Here is an 18,587-nt window from a genome sequence, read left to right as displayed (position 1 = left end):
TAAAAAATTATATTTCGTATAAAAAAATATTGAAGGGGTTGATGATTGATGAATCAATTGATTTGTAACCATTGCGGGAAAAAATATGAGATGACACCAACTCTATGGAAATGTGATTGTGGTGGAGTATTAAATCTAGTGAAAGATACCCCGAAAATAGACGTCGCAGCTTGGGATCACTATCCAAATTCATTATGGCGTTATGTTGAAACCATGCCATTTTCAAAAGCTTCTAAGACTTGGGAAACTGTCACAATGGGGGAGGGTCAATCCCCTTTAATCGTTCTAGATCCTAATGAGCCTAACACTTATGTAAAAGTTGATTATATGATGCCAACATTATCCTTTAAAGACCGAGGAGCCGCAGTTCTAATGACAAAGGCTAAGGAACTCGGGGTATCAAAAGTGATTGCTGATAGTAGTGGAAATGCAGGAACAGCGATTGCAGCTTATGCAGCACGTTGCGAGATTGCCTGTGACATCTATCTAAGCGATGACACTTCACCTAAAAAGGTCGCTCAAATAAAAGCACATGGAGCAACGATTAAAGAAATTCACGGGACGCGAGAGGACATTGCAGCTGCGGCACAAAAGGCAGTAGACAATGAAAGCGTTTTTTATGCAAGTCATGTTTATAACCCTTATTTTTTTGAAGGAACAAAAACATACGCCTATGAAATCTATGAGCAACTAAAAGGAGCACCTGATGCTTTAATCATTCCGGTTGGAAACGGTACTCTCCTCCTAGGTGCATATTATGGCTTTAAAGAGTTATTTGAAAATGGTCTCATTCATAACATACCGAAAATCGTTGCCATACAAGCGAAAAACTGTGCACCCCTTGTGAAAGCTTATCAAAATGAAGAGAAATCAGCATCACCTGTGACGAATAAAGGGACCTTAGCAGAAGGGATCGCCATTGCTGCTCCAGCACGCTCCAAACAAATTTTAGAAGCTGTACTAGATACTAATGGTACGTTTATTGATATTGAAGAAGATGAAATTCTGAATGCACGTTCTAAACTAAGTGAGAAAGGATTTTATGTCGAAATGACATCTGCAGTCAATTTAGCTGGCTACATGAAATATCAAAAGAAACCAGAAGAAACCATTGTCATACCTCTTTGTGGTGCAGGGATTAAATCAAAATAACCCTCCATTGCTGGATCTTTCGGATTCTGATAGTTACTTAATGCCAGATGTTTGTAAGACCGTTGCTGTTAGGTTACGTCAACTGATCCGATGACAGCTCATTAAATGCACTTTGATTCAAAAACCTTTATGACCGATTTGATTTATTGAAGAGGTAGTAGAGGTTTTTGATATTTATTCATTTCTTTTTATTAGTTTACATAATATATATTCTAGGAAGTTAAAACATGAATGAATTTTCGGTGTCTCAACACTAAGTATACTTATCTTATTGAGACAAAAAAGAAAAAATCAAAATCCAACATTTAATCTTCAGATTTTGATTCATGTAAATGCTTTATGAGTTTTCGTTTGCCAAATATCAAAATTCGCGAAAAAATGCTCATCGACCTCGATATTGTATTCATCATCACATTGCAACCTACCTTCAAAAACTACATTGTCACTGCAAGCGCCCAACAATTCCTTTAAAATGGATTGTCTTTTTTGTGGATGACCTGTTTGCTGTCAATTGTCTCGCTTTTTTCCGATCTGTCATCAGCGTTTGATCATTAGATAGAAAAGATTCTCCGTGGATCATCTTTTCTTGTTGACCCTCCCTTCTATTTATATAGATTCATGGTTTGAAGGAATGCCTCTGTGAATTGGGTCGTCGTCTCGTTTCCTCCTAAATCTTTCGTTTTAATGTTCATTTTCATGATCTCATGAAGTGTACGTTCGATAAGAGCTGCCGTCTTTTTTAACCTTTCATCATGATATTTCGCATGTAACCAGTCACAAAGCATCACTGTAGAAAGAATCATGCCAATTGGGTTGGCGATATTCTGCCCAGCGATATCCGGTGCTGATCCATGTGCCGCCTGTGCCATGGCTTGGTCTTCGTTACAATTTAATGAAGGCGCTATTCCTAAACTTCCGACTAGCTCACCTGTTAGATCAGATAAAATATCACCAAACATATTCTCTGTCACAATGACATCAAAATCACTTGCACGCCTCACTAAGTGAGCCGCCATTGCATCGATATGTACATCCTCTACCGCCACTTGCGGATACGCTTTTGCTACCTCTTGGCATGTTCGCAAAAACAAGCCAGACCCTAATTTGATAACATTTGCCTTATGAACAATAGTAACCTTTTGCCTGCGCTTCATCGCACTTTGAAAGGCTGCATGAGCAATACGTGTTATCGCTTTTTTTGTAAATACACCTGTAGATATAGCGACATCTGGTGTAATCATCCACTCTCCTACCCCATGATACATGTTCCGATCTGGATAGAAGCCTTCTGTATTTTCTCGAAAAATAACGAGATCGACGTCTCGTACAAGGCTTTGTACCCCTGGTAACGATTGAGATGGACGAATGTTCGCAAATAGATCAAACGTATGACGGAGCTCTCCGCTTGGATTTCTCCTCTCTTTAAATATGTCTGGGTATGAAGCAGAATCATGAGGCCCTAAAATCCATCCATGGCATTTTTTCAATTCGTCTTTAGTAGATGTCGGCACAGGATCTTGGTGAAGAGAATGGATGGCTTCAAAACCGATTGGACATTCTACAAATTCCACAAATGACTCATGAAACTGTGACAGCGCTGCCTCTAAGATGCACATACTTGCTTGTACAATTTCTGGTCCAATTCCATCACCTTTCAATACACCGATTCGATATGACTGCATAAAATCCGCCTCCTTTGTCTTTATTTTACTTCTCACTAGAAGAATTGTGAAGGCGCCATTTCTTGTTACTAAAATTTCAGCATGACCTTTTCTCATGTTATTTACGAATCAGGAAGTCTCATTTATAATCGAGTAGATTTGTTCTGTAATATATATCATTAAATGTGAGGGATTAGATGGAATTAAAATGGTATAAAGCAATCATCATCATTTTCACGATGTCTGGTATTTCCATCTCTACATGGTTTTCACGGACACCAGAAGTTAGAGATTTATTACAAGCGAATACAGGGACAATGGGACTTATTTTACTTGGCTTATCTGTTGGTTCTATTGTTGGACTTGTCCTTTCCAATATATTCGTTCGAAAAAAAGGCGGACGAGTGGCCATTGTGATCAGCGCTTTTTTGATGTTCACTGGATTCACGACTCTCGCTATTGGTTCAACGCTCTCTTCTACCCTTGTTGTCACAGCCGGTCTTTTTCTTTTTGGAGCGGGCTCAGGCATGTGCAATGTGGCCATGAACTTAGAAGGGACAGAAATTGAGTACAGCATCAGGAAAACCATCCTGCCTATTTTGCACGCTTCCTTCAGCATTGGCACGTTAATCGGTGCAGGTGCTGGCATTCTCTTTATCCATCTAGGGGTATCTGTGTTGATTCACCTTCTGATCATTGCCATTCTTTTCTTTCTCAGCATTTTGATTTGTACACGGTTTATTCCGCACGGGACAGGAAAGGATCAGCTTGAGAAGCAAACAGATACAACTGATGGTTCTCATTCGGCATGGCTGAACAAACGGACGATATCTCTTGCGATGATCGCCTTATGTCTTGCATTTGTAGAAGGCTCTGCAAATGATTGGATTCCCCTTGCGATGGTAGATGGGTACCAGGTTTCACATTCCATGAGTACCGTCATCTATGCTTTATTTTTGTGCGGGATGATTAGTGGACGACTGATCAGCGGGCGTTTAATTGATCGATTTGGCAGGGTGTTATTGCTAAGAGTCGCTATTTTTTCAGCAGCTGCCGGACTCTTGTTAGTCATTTTAAAGATTTCACTCGTAGTGTGTATGATATCCATCTTTTTATGGGGACTTGGCGCTTCTTTAGGCTTTCCGCTAACCATTTCGGCAGCTGGTGATGATAGCCGCTACGCCGTCAAACGCGTCAGCATTGTGACCTTATCTGGTTACACAGCCTCTCTTTCTGGTCCTCCTATTTTAGGACTGCTCGCCAATGAAGTGGGACTGCTTCATGCCTTTATATTTGTTCTATTCGCTATATGTATAGCGGGAATCTTTACAAAAGCTGTAGCAAAACCACATTCATTACATTCTCACTAAAAAGTGTCTGATCCTCGATCATGGCACTTTTTTTAAATTAAAAAATAAAATTGAAACCTTTCATGAAGTGAAACAGTCCTATAGATGTCCTGATGTTTATCGCTTTTTTAAAGAGGGAAAGTAAAAAAATAAGACTTTTCAAATAACAGAAAACGTGGTAAGATCATGAAAATAAACAGGAAGGGGTGAGATAAATGAAAAAAAATATGCTGCTAAAATTAGCTGTCTTATTCATAGCACTCGCAAGTTTTCATTTGTTCTCAATGCCTCATTCCGTTCAGGTATACCATCATGCAAAGGTGGTTGCCGATCAAGAATCACATGAGATGAAAATCGCTCAGACCATGGGCGATGAAAAGAAACAAAAACATGTGAGCGCAGTATTTGCCGCATTTACAGTACTGCTGATGATTGGCAGTATGACAGCTGGATTTGCACGCATCACTCATACTGATCAATATGACCGGAAAAAGAAGCATTTACTTGCAGTGTTCTATCAATCTTCTTATTTCCGACTATCTCGTGTTTAACCCAACCATCTAAATCAAAACAAAAATTGGGAGGTTTTACACGATGTTATTTTTCTTAAGAGTATTCATTCTAGGTCTATTCTCTGTCACTTCACTTTCTCTTTTCGTCTACCAAGGAATTGAAGTAGTGCACGCCATTACAAACATGTTTGGCAGCCACGAGAGCTAAATGACCCGTATATAAAAGAAACCCCCTGTTTATCGCAGGGGGTTTTCGTTTGCTTATTTATTGTCATCTGGTGCAGGTTGAGGTGTGACAAGGACATGCGTTACTTCTCCCTGCTCTTCCTCATCTACAATAAATGATCCATTGCTATAGCGGTCATTCGCCCTTAAAGTAGAGATATCAAGCGGAATCGTTGAACCCTTATCCGTATCCATTTCAAGTGTATCGTGCAGTGATGCAGCAATGACAGCCACAATACGGTGCGGGTTTTTCTTTAATTCTCTTAACATCAGAACTCCGCGTTTGGCTCTAGATGTTTTATCAAATTCAGAGAGGTTCATTCGCTTCACAGCCCCTCTTTGCGTTGTCAGCACGAGGACATTGTTTTTCGGATCAATGATCTGGCCAGAGACTACTTCGTCCCCATCCTTCAAGTTGATGCCTTTGACACCAGCCGCTCTCGGACCAACAACACTTACTTCTTCTTCATCAAACCACAATCCATAACCATTTTTCGTCGCAATAAACAATTCTTGCTGTCCTGATGTCACATGGACATCCACGAGTTCATCGTTCCCTTTTAGGTTCAAGGCGACAAGCGGTTTCGAATAGCGCTGCGCTTTATATTGCAGAAGCTCTGTTTTCTTCACCATTCCTCCTTTTGTAAAGAACAGAAGATACGACGTTTCATCAAATTCTTTAATTGGAATGGCTTTTTGGATCGATTCATCACGATCAATTGAAATGATATTCGTGATATGCTGCCCCATGTCTTTCCAGCGTATGTCTGGCAGTTGATGCACAGGACAATAAATGTAGCTCCCTTTATTCGTAAACAATAGAAGGACATCTGTTGTGTTCATTTCAAACTGATGAATCAGGCGGTCTGTATCCTTCATGCCAAAGTCCTTACCGTTAGAAGCAGCATAGGAGCGCTGGCTTGTCCGTTTGATGTACCCATCCTTCGTCACCGTGACGTAAACATCCTCTGAGGCGATCATCACTTCAAGGTTAATCTTAATTTCTTCGATTTTTTCCTCAATGACAGATCGTCTCTCATCAGCATATGTCTTTTTGAGCTTTTTCAAGCTGTTTGTTATGACCTTTAGCAGCTTTTTCTCGTTACCTAAAATGTCTTCAAGTTCTGCTATACGCACATCAAGCTCACTTGCTTCGTCTCTTAATTGCGTAATATCCGTATTCGTTAAACGATATAACTGGAGGGAAACAATCGCTTCTGATTGTGCTTCTGTAAAGTCATATTTATCCATCAAGTTATTTTTCGCATCTCTCTTATCATTAGAAGAGCGGATTGTGGCAATGACTTCATCTAAGATGGATAGCGCCTTAATTAATCCGTCTACAATATGGTGGCGTTCCTTCGCTTTTCGAAGCTCATATGCTGAGCGATTCGTCACCACTTCTTTTTGATGGGCAATATATGCATCAAGTATAGTTGTCAGCGTCATTAAGGTTGGTCTACGATTATGTATCGCCACCATATTAAAGTTATACGGGATTTGCAGATCTGAGTTTTTATATAAGAAATTCAAAACACCATTTGCATCTGCTTCTTTTTTCAGCTCTACTACGATTCGAAGCCCAGTCCGGTCAGTCTCGTCTCGAACCTCTGAAATTCCTTCCACTTTTCTTTCAATTCGGAACTCGTCCATCTTTTTGACAAGGTTGGCTTTATTCACTTCATAAGGAATCTCTGTGATCACAATTTGCTGGCGCCCGCCGCGGATGGTTTCAATCTCCGCTTTTCCGCGAATCATGATCTTTCCTTTGCCTGTTTCATAAGCCTTCTTAATGCCGTCTACCCCTTGAATGATACCGCCTGTTGGGAAATCTGGACCTTTGATGACCGTCATTAAATCCTCAACCGTACAATCCGGTTGTTCGATTCGTTTAATGACACCATCAATCACTTCTCCTAGATGATGCGGCGGGATATCAGTGGCATAACCAGCGGAAATCCCTGTTGATCCATTCACGAGAAGGTTTGGAAACATCGCTGGTAAAACAACGGGCTCCTTACTTGTATCATCAAAGTTTGCGACCAACTCGACCGTTTCCTTGTCTAAGTCCTTTAATAGCTCTGAAGCAATCGCAGAAAGCCTTGCTTCCGTATAACGCATGGCAGCAGGCGGATCACCATCGATACTCCCGTTATTTCCATGCATCTCAATGAGCACATTCCGTACTTTCCAATCCTGACTCATTCTCACCATCGCTTCATAAACAGATGAGTCACCGTGCGGATGATAGTTACCAATCACGTTACCGACTGTTTTCGCGGCTTTACGGAAGTTTTTATCTTGCGTGTTTCCTTCTGCGTACATCGCATATAAAATTCTTCGTTGTACAGGCTTTAGTCCATCTCGCGCATCTGGAAGCGCACGATCTTGGATAATATATTTACTATAGCGACCAAACCGGTCTCCGATTACTTCTTCTAATGGTAAATCATGAAATCGTTCTTGTTGTGCCATGTTTAAACCTCCTCAGCTAGCGACAAGTTTTCATTTTCAAGAATGTTACTTTCCTCATCAAGTCCAAAGGCGACATTCTTTTCAATCCATTTACGTCGTGGTTCTACTTTGTCACCCATTAATGTCGTGACGCGGCGTTCCACACGTGCAGCATCGTCGATTTTGACTCTGACAAGTGTTCTCGATTCTGGATTCATTGTCGTTTCCCATAGCTGGTCGGCGTTCATTTCACCTAAACCTTTATAGCGCTGAATCGTGTACCCTTTTCCAACTTTCTTCAGCACGTCATCCATTTCTTCATCAGACCATGCGTACTCAATAACTTCTTTTTTCCCTGAGCCTTTGCTGACTTTATATAAAGGCGGTAGTGCAATAAACACTTTGCCATGCTCAATGAGCGGCTTCATATAACGGTAGAAGAACGTGAGCAGAAGTACTTGAATATGGGCTCCATCTGTGTCAGCATCTGTCATGATCACGATTTTGTCATAATTGATGTCTTCTACATTAAAATCGACACCGACGCCTCCACCGATCGCATGAATAATGGTGTTGATTTCTTCATTTTTGAAAATATCAGCAAGCTTCGCTTTTTCTGTGTTGATGACCTTTCCACGAAGCGGCAGCACTGCTTGGAATTTACGGTCACGTCCTTGTTTTGCTGACCCGCCCGCTGAGTCGCCCTCTACTAGGTACAATTCGTTTCTTGCTGGGTTTCTAGATTGAGCAGGTGTTAATTTACCGCTCAGTGTTGCTTCGGACTTTTTCCGTTTCTTGCCGCTCCTTGCTTCTTCACGTGCTCTTCTAGCAGCTTCTCTTGCCTGCTGCGCTTTAATCGCTTTTCTCACAAGAAGAGTCGCTGTTTCACGGTTTTCTTCAAGGAAATAAGCCAGTTTTTCAGAAATAACAGCATCAACAGCTGAGCGAGCCTCACTTGTCCCAAGCTTTCCTTTTGTCTGGCCTTCAAATTGAAGCAGTTCTTCAGGAATTCTAACAGAAATAATAGCAGACAGCCCTTCGCGAATATCAGTGCCTTCTAAATTTTTGTCTTTTTCTTTTAAAAGGGCTACTTTGCGCGCATATTCATTAAAGGCTCTTGTCATCGCCGTTTTGGCACCAGACTCATGCGTACCGCCATCTTTTGTTCTAACGTTATTGACGAAAGAAAGAATATTTTCCGAGTAGCCGTCATTGAATTGAAATGCAAAGTCTACTTCGATGGATTGATGCTCTCCTTCAAATGAGACCACTTCACTCAGAACATCTTTTTCTTCATTTAAATAAGCAACGAAGGCTTCAATGCCTGTCTCATAATAAAAGGTTTCTTGTACATCATGTCGTTCATCAATCAGCTCTATTTTTAATCCTTTTAATAAAAAGGCAGATTCTCTTAAACGTTCTGATAACGTATCGAAATTATAGGCTGTAACGCTGAACATGGATCGATCTGGTTTAAAATGAATCAGTGTTCCAGTTTTTTTCGTTTTTCCGACTTTTTCAAGTGACGTCACAGGTTTTCCGCCGTTTTCAAACCGCTGATGATATATATAGCCATCACGTTCAATTGTGACAGTGAGCCATTCTGACAGCGCGTTTACAACAGATGCCCCAACTCCGTGAAGCCCACCACTTGTTTTATATCCGCCTTGACCAAATTTTCCGCCTGCGTGAAGGACCGTTAAAATGATCTCAGGTGTCGGTTTTCCAAGCTTATGCATACCAGTAGGCATCCCGCGTCCTTTATCCTGAACGGAAATGCTGTTATCTTTATGTATTTTGACAACGATATGATCTCCATGGCCAGCGAGTACTTCATCGACAGAGTTGTCTACAATCTCATAGACAAGGTGATGGAGACCGCGTGAATCCGTTGACCCAATATACATTCCTGGACGTTTACGGACCGCTTCAAGTCCCTCTAGCACCTGAATAGAATCATCGTTATAATCTACTTGCTGCTTTTTAACCAAATGCTTAATCCCCTTTCACTAACAAACATAACCGGCAAACCATCAAATGATCTCTCTAGAATTTAATGATGATCATGCTGCTCATTACTGTCCACTTTAATAAGCTGCATCATCACCATGCATGTGTGGTTCAACAAAACATGCTCCTTTGCACGGCTATGAGAATGTTCTACATTCTGCAATAAGAACTAGAAGTCCATTATAAACAAGACTGTTTGATAAGCCAAATGCAATCATATGATGATTTTTACAAAACAGAACAAATGTTCTACCTTTATCTTATCGCTCTTTTTCTTGATATGCAAGATCACCGATATGTCCCTGTCGCCTTATTTTATCGCTTTCTTCTAGAATCGCAAATATATTTCTACAACAAAAAAGCAAAAATCCTTGAAAACCAAGGATTTTTGACGATTTAATGAGTTTTTGTCATTGCATGAGCCACCTTGATACATAAATCCATGATGGCGACCTTGCCATTTTCCTCAATCAGCCTTTTCGCTTCTTCATGATAGATGCCTTGCTGCGCCCAAAAAACAGGTGCGTCTATTTCGAGAAATTCTTCAGCCACCTCGGGCAAAAACTCTGAACGTCTAAATACATTGACGATATCAACATGCTCTTTGATCTCTTTTAGTGAAGCGACTGCTTTCACACCAAGTGCTTCATCGATCGTTGGATTCACCGGAATGATCTCATAACCGGCATCCTGCATCGCTTTAGACACCATATAAGACGTTCGGTGCGGCTGATCTGATAAACCAACAACAGCAATTCGTTTACTGCTTTTTAATATACGGCCAATTTCTTGTTTCGAAGGATGATTCATCCAAACACCCCTTTTCCTCTATTTTAGCGAACTTCTGCTTAAAAACAAAGCCGAATCCATCTGCATTTGATTTTTTCAAAAAAAGATCCCCATGTTTTTCATAAGATCATGTTAAAATGTAAGACAAGAGGGAGAATATAAAGGAGTTATGCAGATGTTAATTGCTTTGATGTTTATTTTGGCTTATCTTCTCGGCAGTATTCCATCCGGTCTCATTGTCGGGAAAGCTGCAAAGGGTATTGATATCCGTGAACATGGCAGCGGAAACCTAGGTGCGACGAATGCATTTCGTACGCTTGGCGTGAAAGCAGGGTCTATTGTTATTTCTGCTGATATTTTAAAGGGGACTCTCGCTTCTGCTTTACCGTTTTTCATGCAACTGGACATTCATCCCTTATTAGCAGGGGTTGCTGCTGTTATCGGTCACAGCTTTCCTATCTTTGCAAAATTTAAAGGGGGAAAAGCAGTCGCTACATCTGGCGGCGTGTTATTATTTTATGCCCCATTCTTATTTATCACGATGATCGCTGCTTTTTTCTTATTTTTATACATTAGTAAATATGTTTCATTATCATCTATGCTGACCGGCATCTATACATTCATTTACAGCATATTCACCAAAGACGTATTCTTAATCATTGTTGTTGCCGTTCTTGCTGGTTTTGTGATCTACAGACACATCGCCAACCTCAAACGAATCCTCAACAAAACTGAACCGAAAATCAAATGGCTCTAGCCGTTTCATAAGTTTCATTCTGTGGTAAAAGTAAAGAAAAGCTGTTTTTTGCATCCTGCATTTTAAAAAACAGCATGACTTCAAAAAAGGGGCGATCACATTGAGATTAACGATTAAAGAAGATGCACTCAGTTGGTACAAGGATGAATTAGATTTAGAAAAAGGTGATCAAGTTCGCTTTTTTGTGAGATATGGCGGGTGCAGTAATGTACAAAAAGGCTTTTCTCTCGGCGTCGCAAAAGATGAACCTCAAAATGCCGGCGCAACCGCTGAAATAGAAGGTATTACTTTCTTCGTGGAAGAAAGTGATATTTGGTATTTTGACAACCATGATCTGCATATTGATTATAACGAGTCTGTAAAAGAACCAGAATTTCATTATGAATAAACAAAGAAGATACCTCCTCCCTCGGGTATCTTTTTTGTTTTATCCTTCAATATATAGCCCATATTCCTGAATGTTTCCTAAAGACCGCTCCTTTTGTAGGATTCTTTTTTGCGTTTCACCGATCAAGTCAAAGTGAGGAAACCCTGCACGGTCGTGAATCCATTCTTTTTTGAGCCCATGTTTTTCTCCCCACTCAATTAACTGCTTCATATCCTGACAGGCTGCTTTAGTGACGGTGTTGGCATGCGGGAAACGGTCATCAAGCCAATAATGGGTTAAAAAAGCCATTTCTCCTTGCTGAACAGCTGATTTCCACGCATTTAAATCGCTTCTTTTAATACCAAACGCCATGAATTAGACCTGCTTTTTCGACTGTTCATATACTTTGTGCCAGGCAGGAAATGCTTTTCTAAATTGAATCGGTCTAAATGTGTCTTTGTCTACACAAATATGCGAGGTTGTCCCTGTAATCGCTGTTTGTCCATCAGGCTTTTGAATTTCGTAGCCATACACCGTTTTGAGTCCATTGTATTCTTCAATCCAAGTATGAACTGTCGCTGTTTCACCGTACAAGAGTGGTTTTTTATATTTCACCTGCAAATCTATAACGGGTGCAAGAGCACCGTCTGCTTCTAGTTGTGCATAGGAAAATCCTAATTCTTTAATCAGTGCTGTTCTGCCGACTTCCATCCAGATTAAATAATTGGCATGATACACAATGCCCATTTGGTCTGTTTCTGCATAACGGACTTCTATTTCTTTTTTAGATACATACACGTTTTCATCGCTCTCCTATCAAAACCTAAGATCTCTGCCATTTTACCACAATCGAAATGGTTCTTCTAAAAGGAGGCAATAAAATAAACCAGGGATCCCTGGTTTATTCAGTATAGCCATTTTTTCTTGCTGCTTCTTCGTCCTTAATCTCAGAACGCATGGCATCAATGCTCATTTTTCGATTTTCATTTTTTTGCTTGATCATCTGTTTTTCTTGATCTGTCGAAAGGGCCATCGCTGCTTCAGATTCATCGATATTGTCAAGGGTGTTTTCGATCATATCTTGTAGCTTTTCAACATTATCAGAACGATCATCTGGATTGGATTGATATGACTTTTCATTCATCTTAATACCCTCCTTATTCGCCCTTCGTCTGGATCACATCAGGCTGTTCATTTGATTTATTATGCATCTTTTTACCTTTATTGCGTTTGTATGCTACAGGTTTTGTCCCTAAATGGTCTGGTGTAAACTGCGCTTGTTTATCATGCTCTCTACCCATCATTCATCCCTCCCTCTTCTTTAGGATGAACGAAAAAGGATAATTCATAACTTATTTCTGTCTAAATCGCTCTTCCAACTTTTCTTCAAGCTGGTTTAAAAATTCCTCATTGCTTAATAATTCTTTTTTATTTTCAAGTACAAGCTCTTCAAATGTACGTCGTTTTCTTCTTCTCATTGTACTCACCTCCAGTGTTGTATTTCATTTTCGCCAAAACATTTAGAAAATAAGCAAAAAAGCTGAATCATTATAGATCCAGCTCTTGCTCAATTTCTTTTTTTGTCAGCATTTGATGCTTCACAGACATGATGCGTCCTTTTTCATCTAATATGTATGTCGTGGGGTATGAAAGCACCTGATATCGTGCTTGAATGCCTTTTTGATCCAATAAAATAGGAAAGGTCAGCTTTAATTCATCTGCAAATGCTGCAACATGATCTACACTTTTTTCTGTGGTCGTCAAATTAACAGCAAGTACTTCGACCTGATCATATTCACTTCTAATCGCATCTAGATCTGGCATTTCTGTCCTACATGGCTTACACCATGTCGCCCAAAAATTAACGAGCACCTTTTTCCCTTGGTAATCAGATAACGAGGCCGTTTGACCGTCTAGGGTCTTAAGCTCAAAATCAGGGGCCTGATCCCCTTTTTCAAGACCGATTGCGGGCTCTTTTGGTTCAAGTAAATTCCACACAAGTAAACCAATCAACACAAGTAAAACAGCGCTTGCCATTCCTTTTTTCCACATGATGGATCCTCCACTATTTTAAAAAAGAAGAGAAAGCTGTCTAGGCGCCTTCTCTTCTTTGCTGTATGAGTATTAGTTGCTTGCCAATTTTTCACGAAGTACCATTTGAAGGATACCACCATGACGATAGTAGTCAATTTCGACTTCACTGTCAAAGCGAACAACCACTTCAAATGTTTTCTCATTGCCATCTGTATCAATTGCTTTCACAGTGACAAGATCACGTGGACGAACTGTTTCATCAACTTCAACTTCAAATGTTTCTGTTCCTGTTAGTCCATAAGTTTCTGCACTTTCTCCGTCTTTAAACTGTAACGGAAGTACACCCATGAAGACAAGGTTACTTCTGTGGATACGCTCAAAGCTTTCAGCTAGAACGAATTTAATTCCAAGAAGGTTTGTTCCTTTTGCAGCCCAGTCACGTGAAGAACCCATACCGTAGTCTTTACCTGCTAAGATCGCAAGACCTGTTCCATCTTCTTTATAACGCATGCATGCATCATAAATGGATGTTACTTCACCAGTTGGCCAGTACGTTGTATATCCGCCTTCTGTTCCTGGTGCGATTTGGTTCTTAATACGGATGTTTGCAAAAGTACCTCTCATCATGACATGGTGGTTACCACGGCGAGATCCGTATGAGTTAAAGTCTCTAGGCGATACGCCTCTTTCTTGCAAGTATTTACCCGCAGGTGTGTCTTTACCAATCGCTCCAGCAGGAGAAATATGGTCCGTTGTGACAGAATCACCGAACTTCGCCACTACGCGCAAGCCTTTAAGCGGTTCAACTTTACCAGGTTCAACTGATAGGTTTTCAAAGAATGGCGGGTTATCAATGTATGTGGAATTTTCATCCCATTTGTACAATGCATCGTCCGTCGTTTTAATTTCATTCCAGCGGTCATTGCTGTCAAATACAGTTTCATACTCTGAACGGAAGAGTTCAGGTGTCACTGTGCTTTTCACGACACTGTTGATTTCGTCCATTGATGGCCAAATGTCATTGAAATAAACGTTCTCACCGTTTTTATCCACACCGATAGGGTCTTTTGTTAAATCAATATTCACCGTACCAGCAAGTGCATACGCCACAACTAATGGTGGAGATGCAAGGTAGTTTCCTTTCACAAGCGGATGGATACGTCCTTCAAAGTTACGGTTACCTGATAAAACAGAAGTGATCAGCAGATCATTTTCAGAGACAGCATCCTCAATTTCTTGCGCAAGCGGTCCTGAGTTACCGATACATGTTGTACAGCCATACCCAACGATGTTAAATCCAAGGTCTCTTAAGTATGGAAGAAGTCCTGAGTTCACGAGGTATCCTGTAACAACCTTAGAACCTGGTGCTAGTGACGTTTTCACGTAGTTTGGCACCTTCATACCAAGCTCACTTGCTTTCTTCGCAACAAGACCTGCTCCAATTAAGACATATGGGTTCGATGTATTCGTACAGCTCGTAATCGCTGCAATCGCAATCGCACCTGTCTTCATCACAGCTTTTTCACCATTTGCTAGATCAAATTCAATTTGTTTATCCAGCTCTGATTTTTCTAATCCAAACCCTTGGTTACCAGCTGGGCTTTCAATGTGCTGATGGAACGTCTCTTTCATATCTGAAAGTGGAATCAAATCTTGTGGACGCTTTGGACCAGATAAGTTTGATTCAATTTTAGAAAGATCAATTTCCACAACATCCGTAAAAATTGGGTCCTCTACATCTGGCGTATAGAATAAGCCATTTGCGCGAGAATATTCTTCAACGATATTAATTTGCTCTTCATCACGTCCAGTAAGGCGAAGGTAAGCAAGAGCTTCCTCATCTACTGGGAAGAATCCGCAAGTAGCCCCGTATTCAGGCGCCATGTTCGCAATCGTTGCACGATCTGCTAACGGCAGCTGTGCAACTCCAGGTCCGAAGAATTCAACGAATTTGTTCACTACGCCTTTTTCACGCAGAACTTGTGTCACTTTTAATGCAAGGTCAGTTGCAGTCGTTCCGTTTGGAAGCTCTCCAACTAATTTAGCACCAATGACTTCTGGTACTGGGAAGTATGAAGGCTGACCGAGCATACCAGCTTCCGCTTCAATACCGCCAACGCCCCATCCAAGTACGCCGATCCCGTTGATCATGGTTGTATGAGAGTCAGTACCAACCAATGTATCTGGGTAAGTGATGATCTCGCCATCTTCTTCAATCGCATGAACAACACTTGCAAGATACTCTAAGTTTACTTGGTGAACAATTCCTGTTGCAGGCGGAACAGCTTGATAGTTATTAAACGCTTTCTTTGCCCAGCTAAGAAAGTTATAACGCTCTGCGTTACGTTCGAATTCTAAATCCATGTTAATGTTTAATGCATCTTCAGTTCCAGCTTTATCAACTTGTACTGAGTGGTCAATGACAAGGTCAACTGGAATTTCAGGGTTGATTTTATCCGGATCCCCGCCTACATCTGCCATTGCTTTTCTTAAAGAAGCAAGGTCAACGACGGCTGGTACACCCGTGAAGTCTTGTAAAATAACACGAGAAGGTTTAAATGGAACATCAATTTCTTTGACCTCGGCAGTTCCCCATTTTGCCAAGTTTTCAACGTGTTCCTTTTTGATCACTCTACCGTCTACTTGGCGAAGCACTGATTCTAAAAGTACCTTAATGGAATAAGGCAGCTTAGAAACATTTCCGATTCCTTGTTTCTCTAGTGCTTCTAACGAATAATAGTGATACGTTTTCCCATTTGTCGAAAACGTTTTTCTAGATTGAAAAGCGTCTTGTTTAGCGACTTGCTGCTGTTTCGACATATCCAAAATCCCCCTTTTGATGATCAAGATCAATTTCAATTCTCAGAAAAATCGTCGTATTTCACCACAATTTTCTCACAATTTCATCTTAAAACAAATTCATACATAAGTAAATAACAATGCTTTTATTAAATTCAATAAGTTTATCTTATCACTAGGAAATGATTACTCTTCATAATCCAAGCAGGGCAGGTTCATACTACAATTGAGGTGATAGAACATGACAAAACGTAAAGCAAATCATGTGATTGACGGCATGAACGCAGCCAAAAGCCAAGGGAATGGTGCAGGCTACATTGAAGATGACCAACTCGTTTTAACAGAAGAACAAAGACAAAACAATAAAAAACGTAAAAAAAACCAATAAGAAAGGAGCAAGCATCATGACGAATAAAAACTCAGGGAAAGACACCCGTCAAAACTCGCCTAAGGAGCATCAAGGCGGACAGCCTGAGCCATTATCAGGCAGTAAAAAAGTGAAAAACCGCAACCATACAAGACAAAAGCACAATTCTCATCACGATATGTAAACATTCTCCTCTCATTCCGTGGCAAAGCGGGATGTTTTAGGTCTTTCACACATTTCAGTTCTCAACATATCATTTATTATGAGATGTGATGGAGGAGTGTTTATGGAGAATGAAAAGCAATCGAATTCCTCTGATTTTCTAGAAATAGATGATTGGCTTAATGTTTTAATGGATGATCCATTTGCCTGGTATGATGAACACCTCCCAATTGACCTTTATGAAACAAGCCGTGATTATATTATTGAGATTGATGTCTCCACCCTGTCGATCGCTGATGTAAAGCTGACCTTCGCTGGACATGAACTCACTCTCGCTTACACAGTACAAAAGCCAAATGATAAAGGCGAACAGCCAATTGAAAAAAGTGTCATGCTCCCTTTTTACTTGAACGACAAAGAGATTGAAACAGAATACGAAAACCGAATCATTTCGATAAGAATTAAAAAAAGTTCCGACCATCCAAGCGGAGCATTTTCCTTTCAAATCCCGCACTTCAAACATTAAGAGCCCACCTTCATTTGGTGGGCTCTCTTCCGTTCGTGTCAAGTCAATACCTTTTGCGAACCACCATGGCCAAATAGTAGAGTCGCTATATGATAAGGTATTCTTTTTCTACTAGATGGTTTGGGTCTTTCTAGTAAATGGGCAGTTATGAATGAAAAAAGGCGTTCATAGAGAAAAGAGACATACATTTTTGTTATTTTCTTCTATCATGTCTTCATGTAAAATAAGATAGAGAGACGAGAGGTATAAGGAGTGAGAACATGTTAAGCGGCTGGTTTTTGTGGTTCATTTTATTTTGGGGCACGGTGATGATCGGATTACTCGCAATCGGTGGCTTTTTTATGTTTCGCAAATTTTTAAAACGATTGCCGAAGGAAGATGGGAAATCAGAGCTTGATTGGCAGGATGAATATATTCAAAAGAGCCTCCACCTATGGCGGGAAGAAGACAAACAGCTTTTAAATGATCTTGTATTACCTGTTCCAGAGCTGTTTAGAGATGTCGCCAAAGAAAAAATCGCAGGAAAAATTGGCGAGCTGGCTTTAAAAGAACAAGCTGCCAGCATTAATTTAGACTTAATCATTCGCGGCTATATTATCGCTACACCAAAGCGTGATCATAAGTTTTTATTGAAGCGCCTTCAAGAAAAAAACATCGATCATACGCCATATGAAGCATTATTAAAATAACCTCCTTATAAAAAGGAGGTTTCAGCATGTAGACAAACCCTCGCATTCGTTGTCAGTCCTGCGTGCTGGTGCTCACGAATGTTCAATTCGCTCCGCAAAAGTAGCTGCCCTTCCTAGACTTCAAAGGTTTTCTATCACGCTGAAAAGAAGACAAAGTGCTAAAATAAACATCATTTTAGCACTTTGTCAACAATCTATAACCTCCTTATAAAAAGGAGGTTTAATTCATTTGAACCTGTTGTGGATCTAATTGCTTAGATATCTTTCTAAACGACAAATACATAGCAACGCGCCAAGGTACAATCATGCCAAAAGCAAGTATCCAAAACATTCCGCTTAGAGAGCCATAATCAATAGAAGAACTCAGGATCGTCTTCATCCCGATACGAAGAACAAGAAGTCCAATGAGAATAAACACAAATGCTTTTGACCGCTTTAAGTAAATCTCGTTCCCTCTAATTTCAAACTTTGATGTTTTGATTAAAAAGATGGAGAAAAACATCCCCACTGTGATCGCTTCAAGAAATTCAGCTCCAGTTACCTGAAACATTGGAACAAAAAACATCAGTGCACCAGTGCTCATAAAAATAGGAGGTAATATAATTTTTTTTGCGGTTGCCGGTTTCGCAGATGACTTAATGCGAATAAACATGACGGCTACCGCCATACATATTGCAATTATAGAAGAGATTAAGACCATCATATCAAATCATTCCTTTATTCTTTAAGGTCAG

At 40.3% G+C, this 18,587-nt stretch carries 23 protein-coding genes; 10 read left to right on the top strand and 13 right to left on the bottom strand.

Translation table 11 applies throughout. The features are described from left to right. Positions 1-48: 48 nt before the first annotated feature. A complete protein-coding gene (locus NST39_RS09295; RefSeq protein WP_341028051.1) occupies positions 49-1,152 on the top strand; it encodes a threonine synthase in 1,104 nt (367 codons plus the stop codon). A 442-nt stretch (positions 1,153-1,594) separates the two neighbouring features. Here the strand turns inward: NST39_RS09295 and NST39_RS09290 are convergent, their stop codons facing one another. Beyond that, positions 1,595-1,732, bottom strand: a complete 138-nt coding sequence (locus NST39_RS09290; RefSeq protein ID WP_331205557.1) for a hypothetical protein — start codon at positions 1,730-1,732, stop codon at positions 1,595-1,597. A 22-nt stretch (positions 1,733-1,754) separates the two neighbouring features. After that, positions 1,755-2,834, bottom strand: a complete 1,080-nt coding sequence (locus NST39_RS09285) for an isocitrate/isopropylmalate dehydrogenase family protein (RefSeq protein ID WP_268508446.1) — start codon at positions 2,832-2,834, stop codon at positions 1,755-1,757. A 176-nt stretch (positions 2,835-3,010) separates the two neighbouring features. Between NST39_RS09285 and NST39_RS09280 the strand changes: the two genes are divergently transcribed. From NST39_RS09280 to NST39_RS09270, 3 genes are all read left to right on the top strand, one after another. Next, entirely contained in the window at positions 3,011-4,183 is a 1,173-nt protein-coding gene (locus NST39_RS09280) for an MFS transporter (RefSeq protein WP_341028048.1), read from the top strand. A 194-nt stretch (positions 4,184-4,377) separates the two neighbouring features. Beyond that, positions 4,378-4,713 carry a hypothetical protein gene (locus tag NST39_RS09275; protein ID WP_003210975.1) on the top strand — a complete coding sequence of 112 codons (336 nt, stop codon included), beginning with the start codon at positions 4,378-4,380 and terminating at the stop codon, positions 4,711-4,713. Positions 4,714-4,756: 43 nt separating this feature from the next. Beyond that, positions 4,757-4,882 carry a hypothetical protein gene (locus tag NST39_RS09270; protein WP_003210976.1) on the top strand — a complete coding sequence of 42 codons (126 nt, stop codon included), beginning with the start codon at positions 4,757-4,759 and terminating at the stop codon, positions 4,880-4,882. Between the two features lie 53 nt (positions 4,883-4,935). Here NST39_RS09270 and parC read toward each other — a convergent pair whose 3' ends face one another. The 3 genes from parC to NST39_RS09255 form a co-directional block, all read right to left on the bottom strand. Continuing rightward, positions 4,936-7,374 carry a DNA topoisomerase IV subunit A gene (parC, locus tag NST39_RS09265; RefSeq protein ID WP_341028045.1) on the bottom strand — a complete coding sequence of 813 codons (2,439 nt, stop codon included), beginning with the start codon at positions 7,372-7,374 and terminating at the stop codon, positions 4,936-4,938. Between the two features lie 2 nt (positions 7,375-7,376). Then, positions 7,377-9,344 carry a DNA topoisomerase IV subunit B gene (gene parE / locus NST39_RS09260; RefSeq protein WP_044141396.1) on the bottom strand — a complete coding sequence of 656 codons (1,968 nt, stop codon included), beginning with the start codon at positions 9,342-9,344 and terminating at the stop codon, positions 7,377-7,379. 415 nt (positions 9,345-9,759) lie between these two features. Further along, positions 9,760-10,173: a CoA-binding protein gene (locus NST39_RS09255; protein WP_065097374.1), complete on the bottom strand. Its 414-nt coding sequence runs from the start codon at positions 10,171-10,173 to the stop codon at positions 9,760-9,762. Between the two features lie 154 nt (positions 10,174-10,327). Here NST39_RS09255 and plsY point away from each other — a divergent pair, with 154 nt between their 5' ends. Continuing rightward, entirely contained in the window at positions 10,328-10,909 is a 582-nt protein-coding gene (gene plsY, locus NST39_RS09250) for a glycerol-3-phosphate 1-O-acyltransferase PlsY (protein ID WP_058015656.1), read from the top strand. A 100-nt stretch (positions 10,910-11,009) separates the two neighbouring features. Beyond that, positions 11,010-11,297 carry a HesB/YadR/YfhF family protein gene (locus NST39_RS09245; protein ID WP_341028043.1) on the top strand — a complete coding sequence of 96 codons (288 nt, stop codon included), beginning with the start codon at positions 11,010-11,012 and terminating at the stop codon, positions 11,295-11,297. A gap of 39 nt (positions 11,298-11,336) precedes the next feature. Here the strand turns inward: NST39_RS09245 and NST39_RS09240 are convergent, their stop codons facing one another. From NST39_RS09240 to acnA, 7 genes are all read right to left on the bottom strand, one after another. Beyond that, a complete protein-coding gene (locus NST39_RS09240) occupies positions 11,337-11,648 on the bottom strand; it encodes a hypothetical protein (RefSeq protein WP_065097372.1) in 312 nt (103 codons plus the stop codon). Between the two features lie 3 nt (positions 11,649-11,651). After that, the gene (locus tag NST39_RS09235) at positions 11,652-12,074 is read right to left on the bottom strand and encodes an acyl-CoA thioesterase (protein WP_003211985.1); all 423 of its coding nucleotides are present in this window, start codon (positions 12,072-12,074) and stop codon (positions 11,652-11,654) included. Between the two features lie 103 nt (positions 12,075-12,177). Then, on the bottom strand, positions 12,178-12,420 hold the full coding sequence (gene tlp, locus NST39_RS09230) for a small acid-soluble spore protein Tlp (protein WP_012010110.1): 243 nt from the start codon (positions 12,418-12,420) through the stop codon (positions 12,178-12,180). Positions 12,421-12,433: 13 nt separating this feature from the next. Beyond that, entirely contained in the window at positions 12,434-12,577 is a 144-nt protein-coding gene (locus NST39_RS09225; protein ID WP_008357830.1) for an acid-soluble spore protein N, read from the bottom strand. Positions 12,578-12,628: 51 nt separating this feature from the next. Next, on the bottom strand, positions 12,629-12,754 hold the full coding sequence (locus NST39_RS09220) for an FbpB family small basic protein (protein ID WP_003211002.1): 126 nt from the start codon (positions 12,752-12,754) through the stop codon (positions 12,629-12,631). Positions 12,755-12,824: 70 nt separating this feature from the next. After that, the gene (locus tag NST39_RS09215; protein WP_185108830.1) at positions 12,825-13,328 is read right to left on the bottom strand and encodes a TlpA family protein disulfide reductase; all 504 of its coding nucleotides are present in this window, start codon (positions 13,326-13,328) and stop codon (positions 12,825-12,827) included. A gap of 72 nt (positions 13,329-13,400) precedes the next feature. Beyond that, a complete protein-coding gene (gene acnA / locus NST39_RS09210; RefSeq protein ID WP_065097370.1) occupies positions 13,401-16,130 on the bottom strand; it encodes an aconitate hydratase AcnA in 2,730 nt (909 codons plus the stop codon). A 220-nt stretch (positions 16,131-16,350) separates the two neighbouring features. Between acnA and sspO the strand changes: the two genes are divergently transcribed. The 4 genes from sspO (at position 16,351) to NST39_RS09190 (ending at position 17,853) form a co-directional block, all read left to right on the top strand. Further along, positions 16,351-16,497, top strand: a complete 147-nt coding sequence (sspO, locus tag NST39_RS09205; protein ID WP_034660777.1) for a small acid-soluble spore protein O — start codon at positions 16,351-16,353, stop codon at positions 16,495-16,497. A 16-nt stretch (positions 16,498-16,513) separates the two neighbouring features. Beyond that, on the top strand, positions 16,514-16,660 hold the full coding sequence (locus tag NST39_RS09200; protein WP_065097369.1) for a small acid-soluble spore protein P: 147 nt from the start codon (positions 16,514-16,516) through the stop codon (positions 16,658-16,660). Between the two features lie 102 nt (positions 16,661-16,762). After that, a complete protein-coding gene (locus NST39_RS09195; RefSeq protein WP_106067592.1) occupies positions 16,763-17,164 on the top strand; it encodes an Hsp20/alpha crystallin family protein in 402 nt (133 codons plus the stop codon). Positions 17,165-17,424: 260 nt separating this feature from the next. Next, the gene (locus tag NST39_RS09190) at positions 17,425-17,853 is read left to right on the top strand and encodes a DUF2621 domain-containing protein (protein WP_065097367.1); all 429 of its coding nucleotides are present in this window, start codon (positions 17,425-17,427) and stop codon (positions 17,851-17,853) included. Positions 17,854-18,073: 220 nt separating this feature from the next. Here NST39_RS09190 and NST39_RS09185 read toward each other — a convergent pair whose 3' ends face one another. Continuing rightward, positions 18,074-18,556, bottom strand: a complete 483-nt coding sequence (locus tag NST39_RS09185) for a CcdC family protein (RefSeq protein ID WP_044141406.1) — start codon at positions 18,554-18,556, stop codon at positions 18,074-18,076. Between the last annotated feature and the right edge of the window lie 31 nt (positions 18,557-18,587).

Origin of the sequence: Bacillus sp. FSL W8-0645 (assembly GCF_038007905.1) — a bacterium.
Classification (GTDB): Bacteria; Bacillota; Bacilli; order Bacillales; family Bacillaceae; genus Bacillus; species Bacillus pumilus.
The sequence above is the reverse complement of the archived record's forward strand: the minus strand, read 5'-3'. Positions and strand labels throughout refer to the sequence as shown.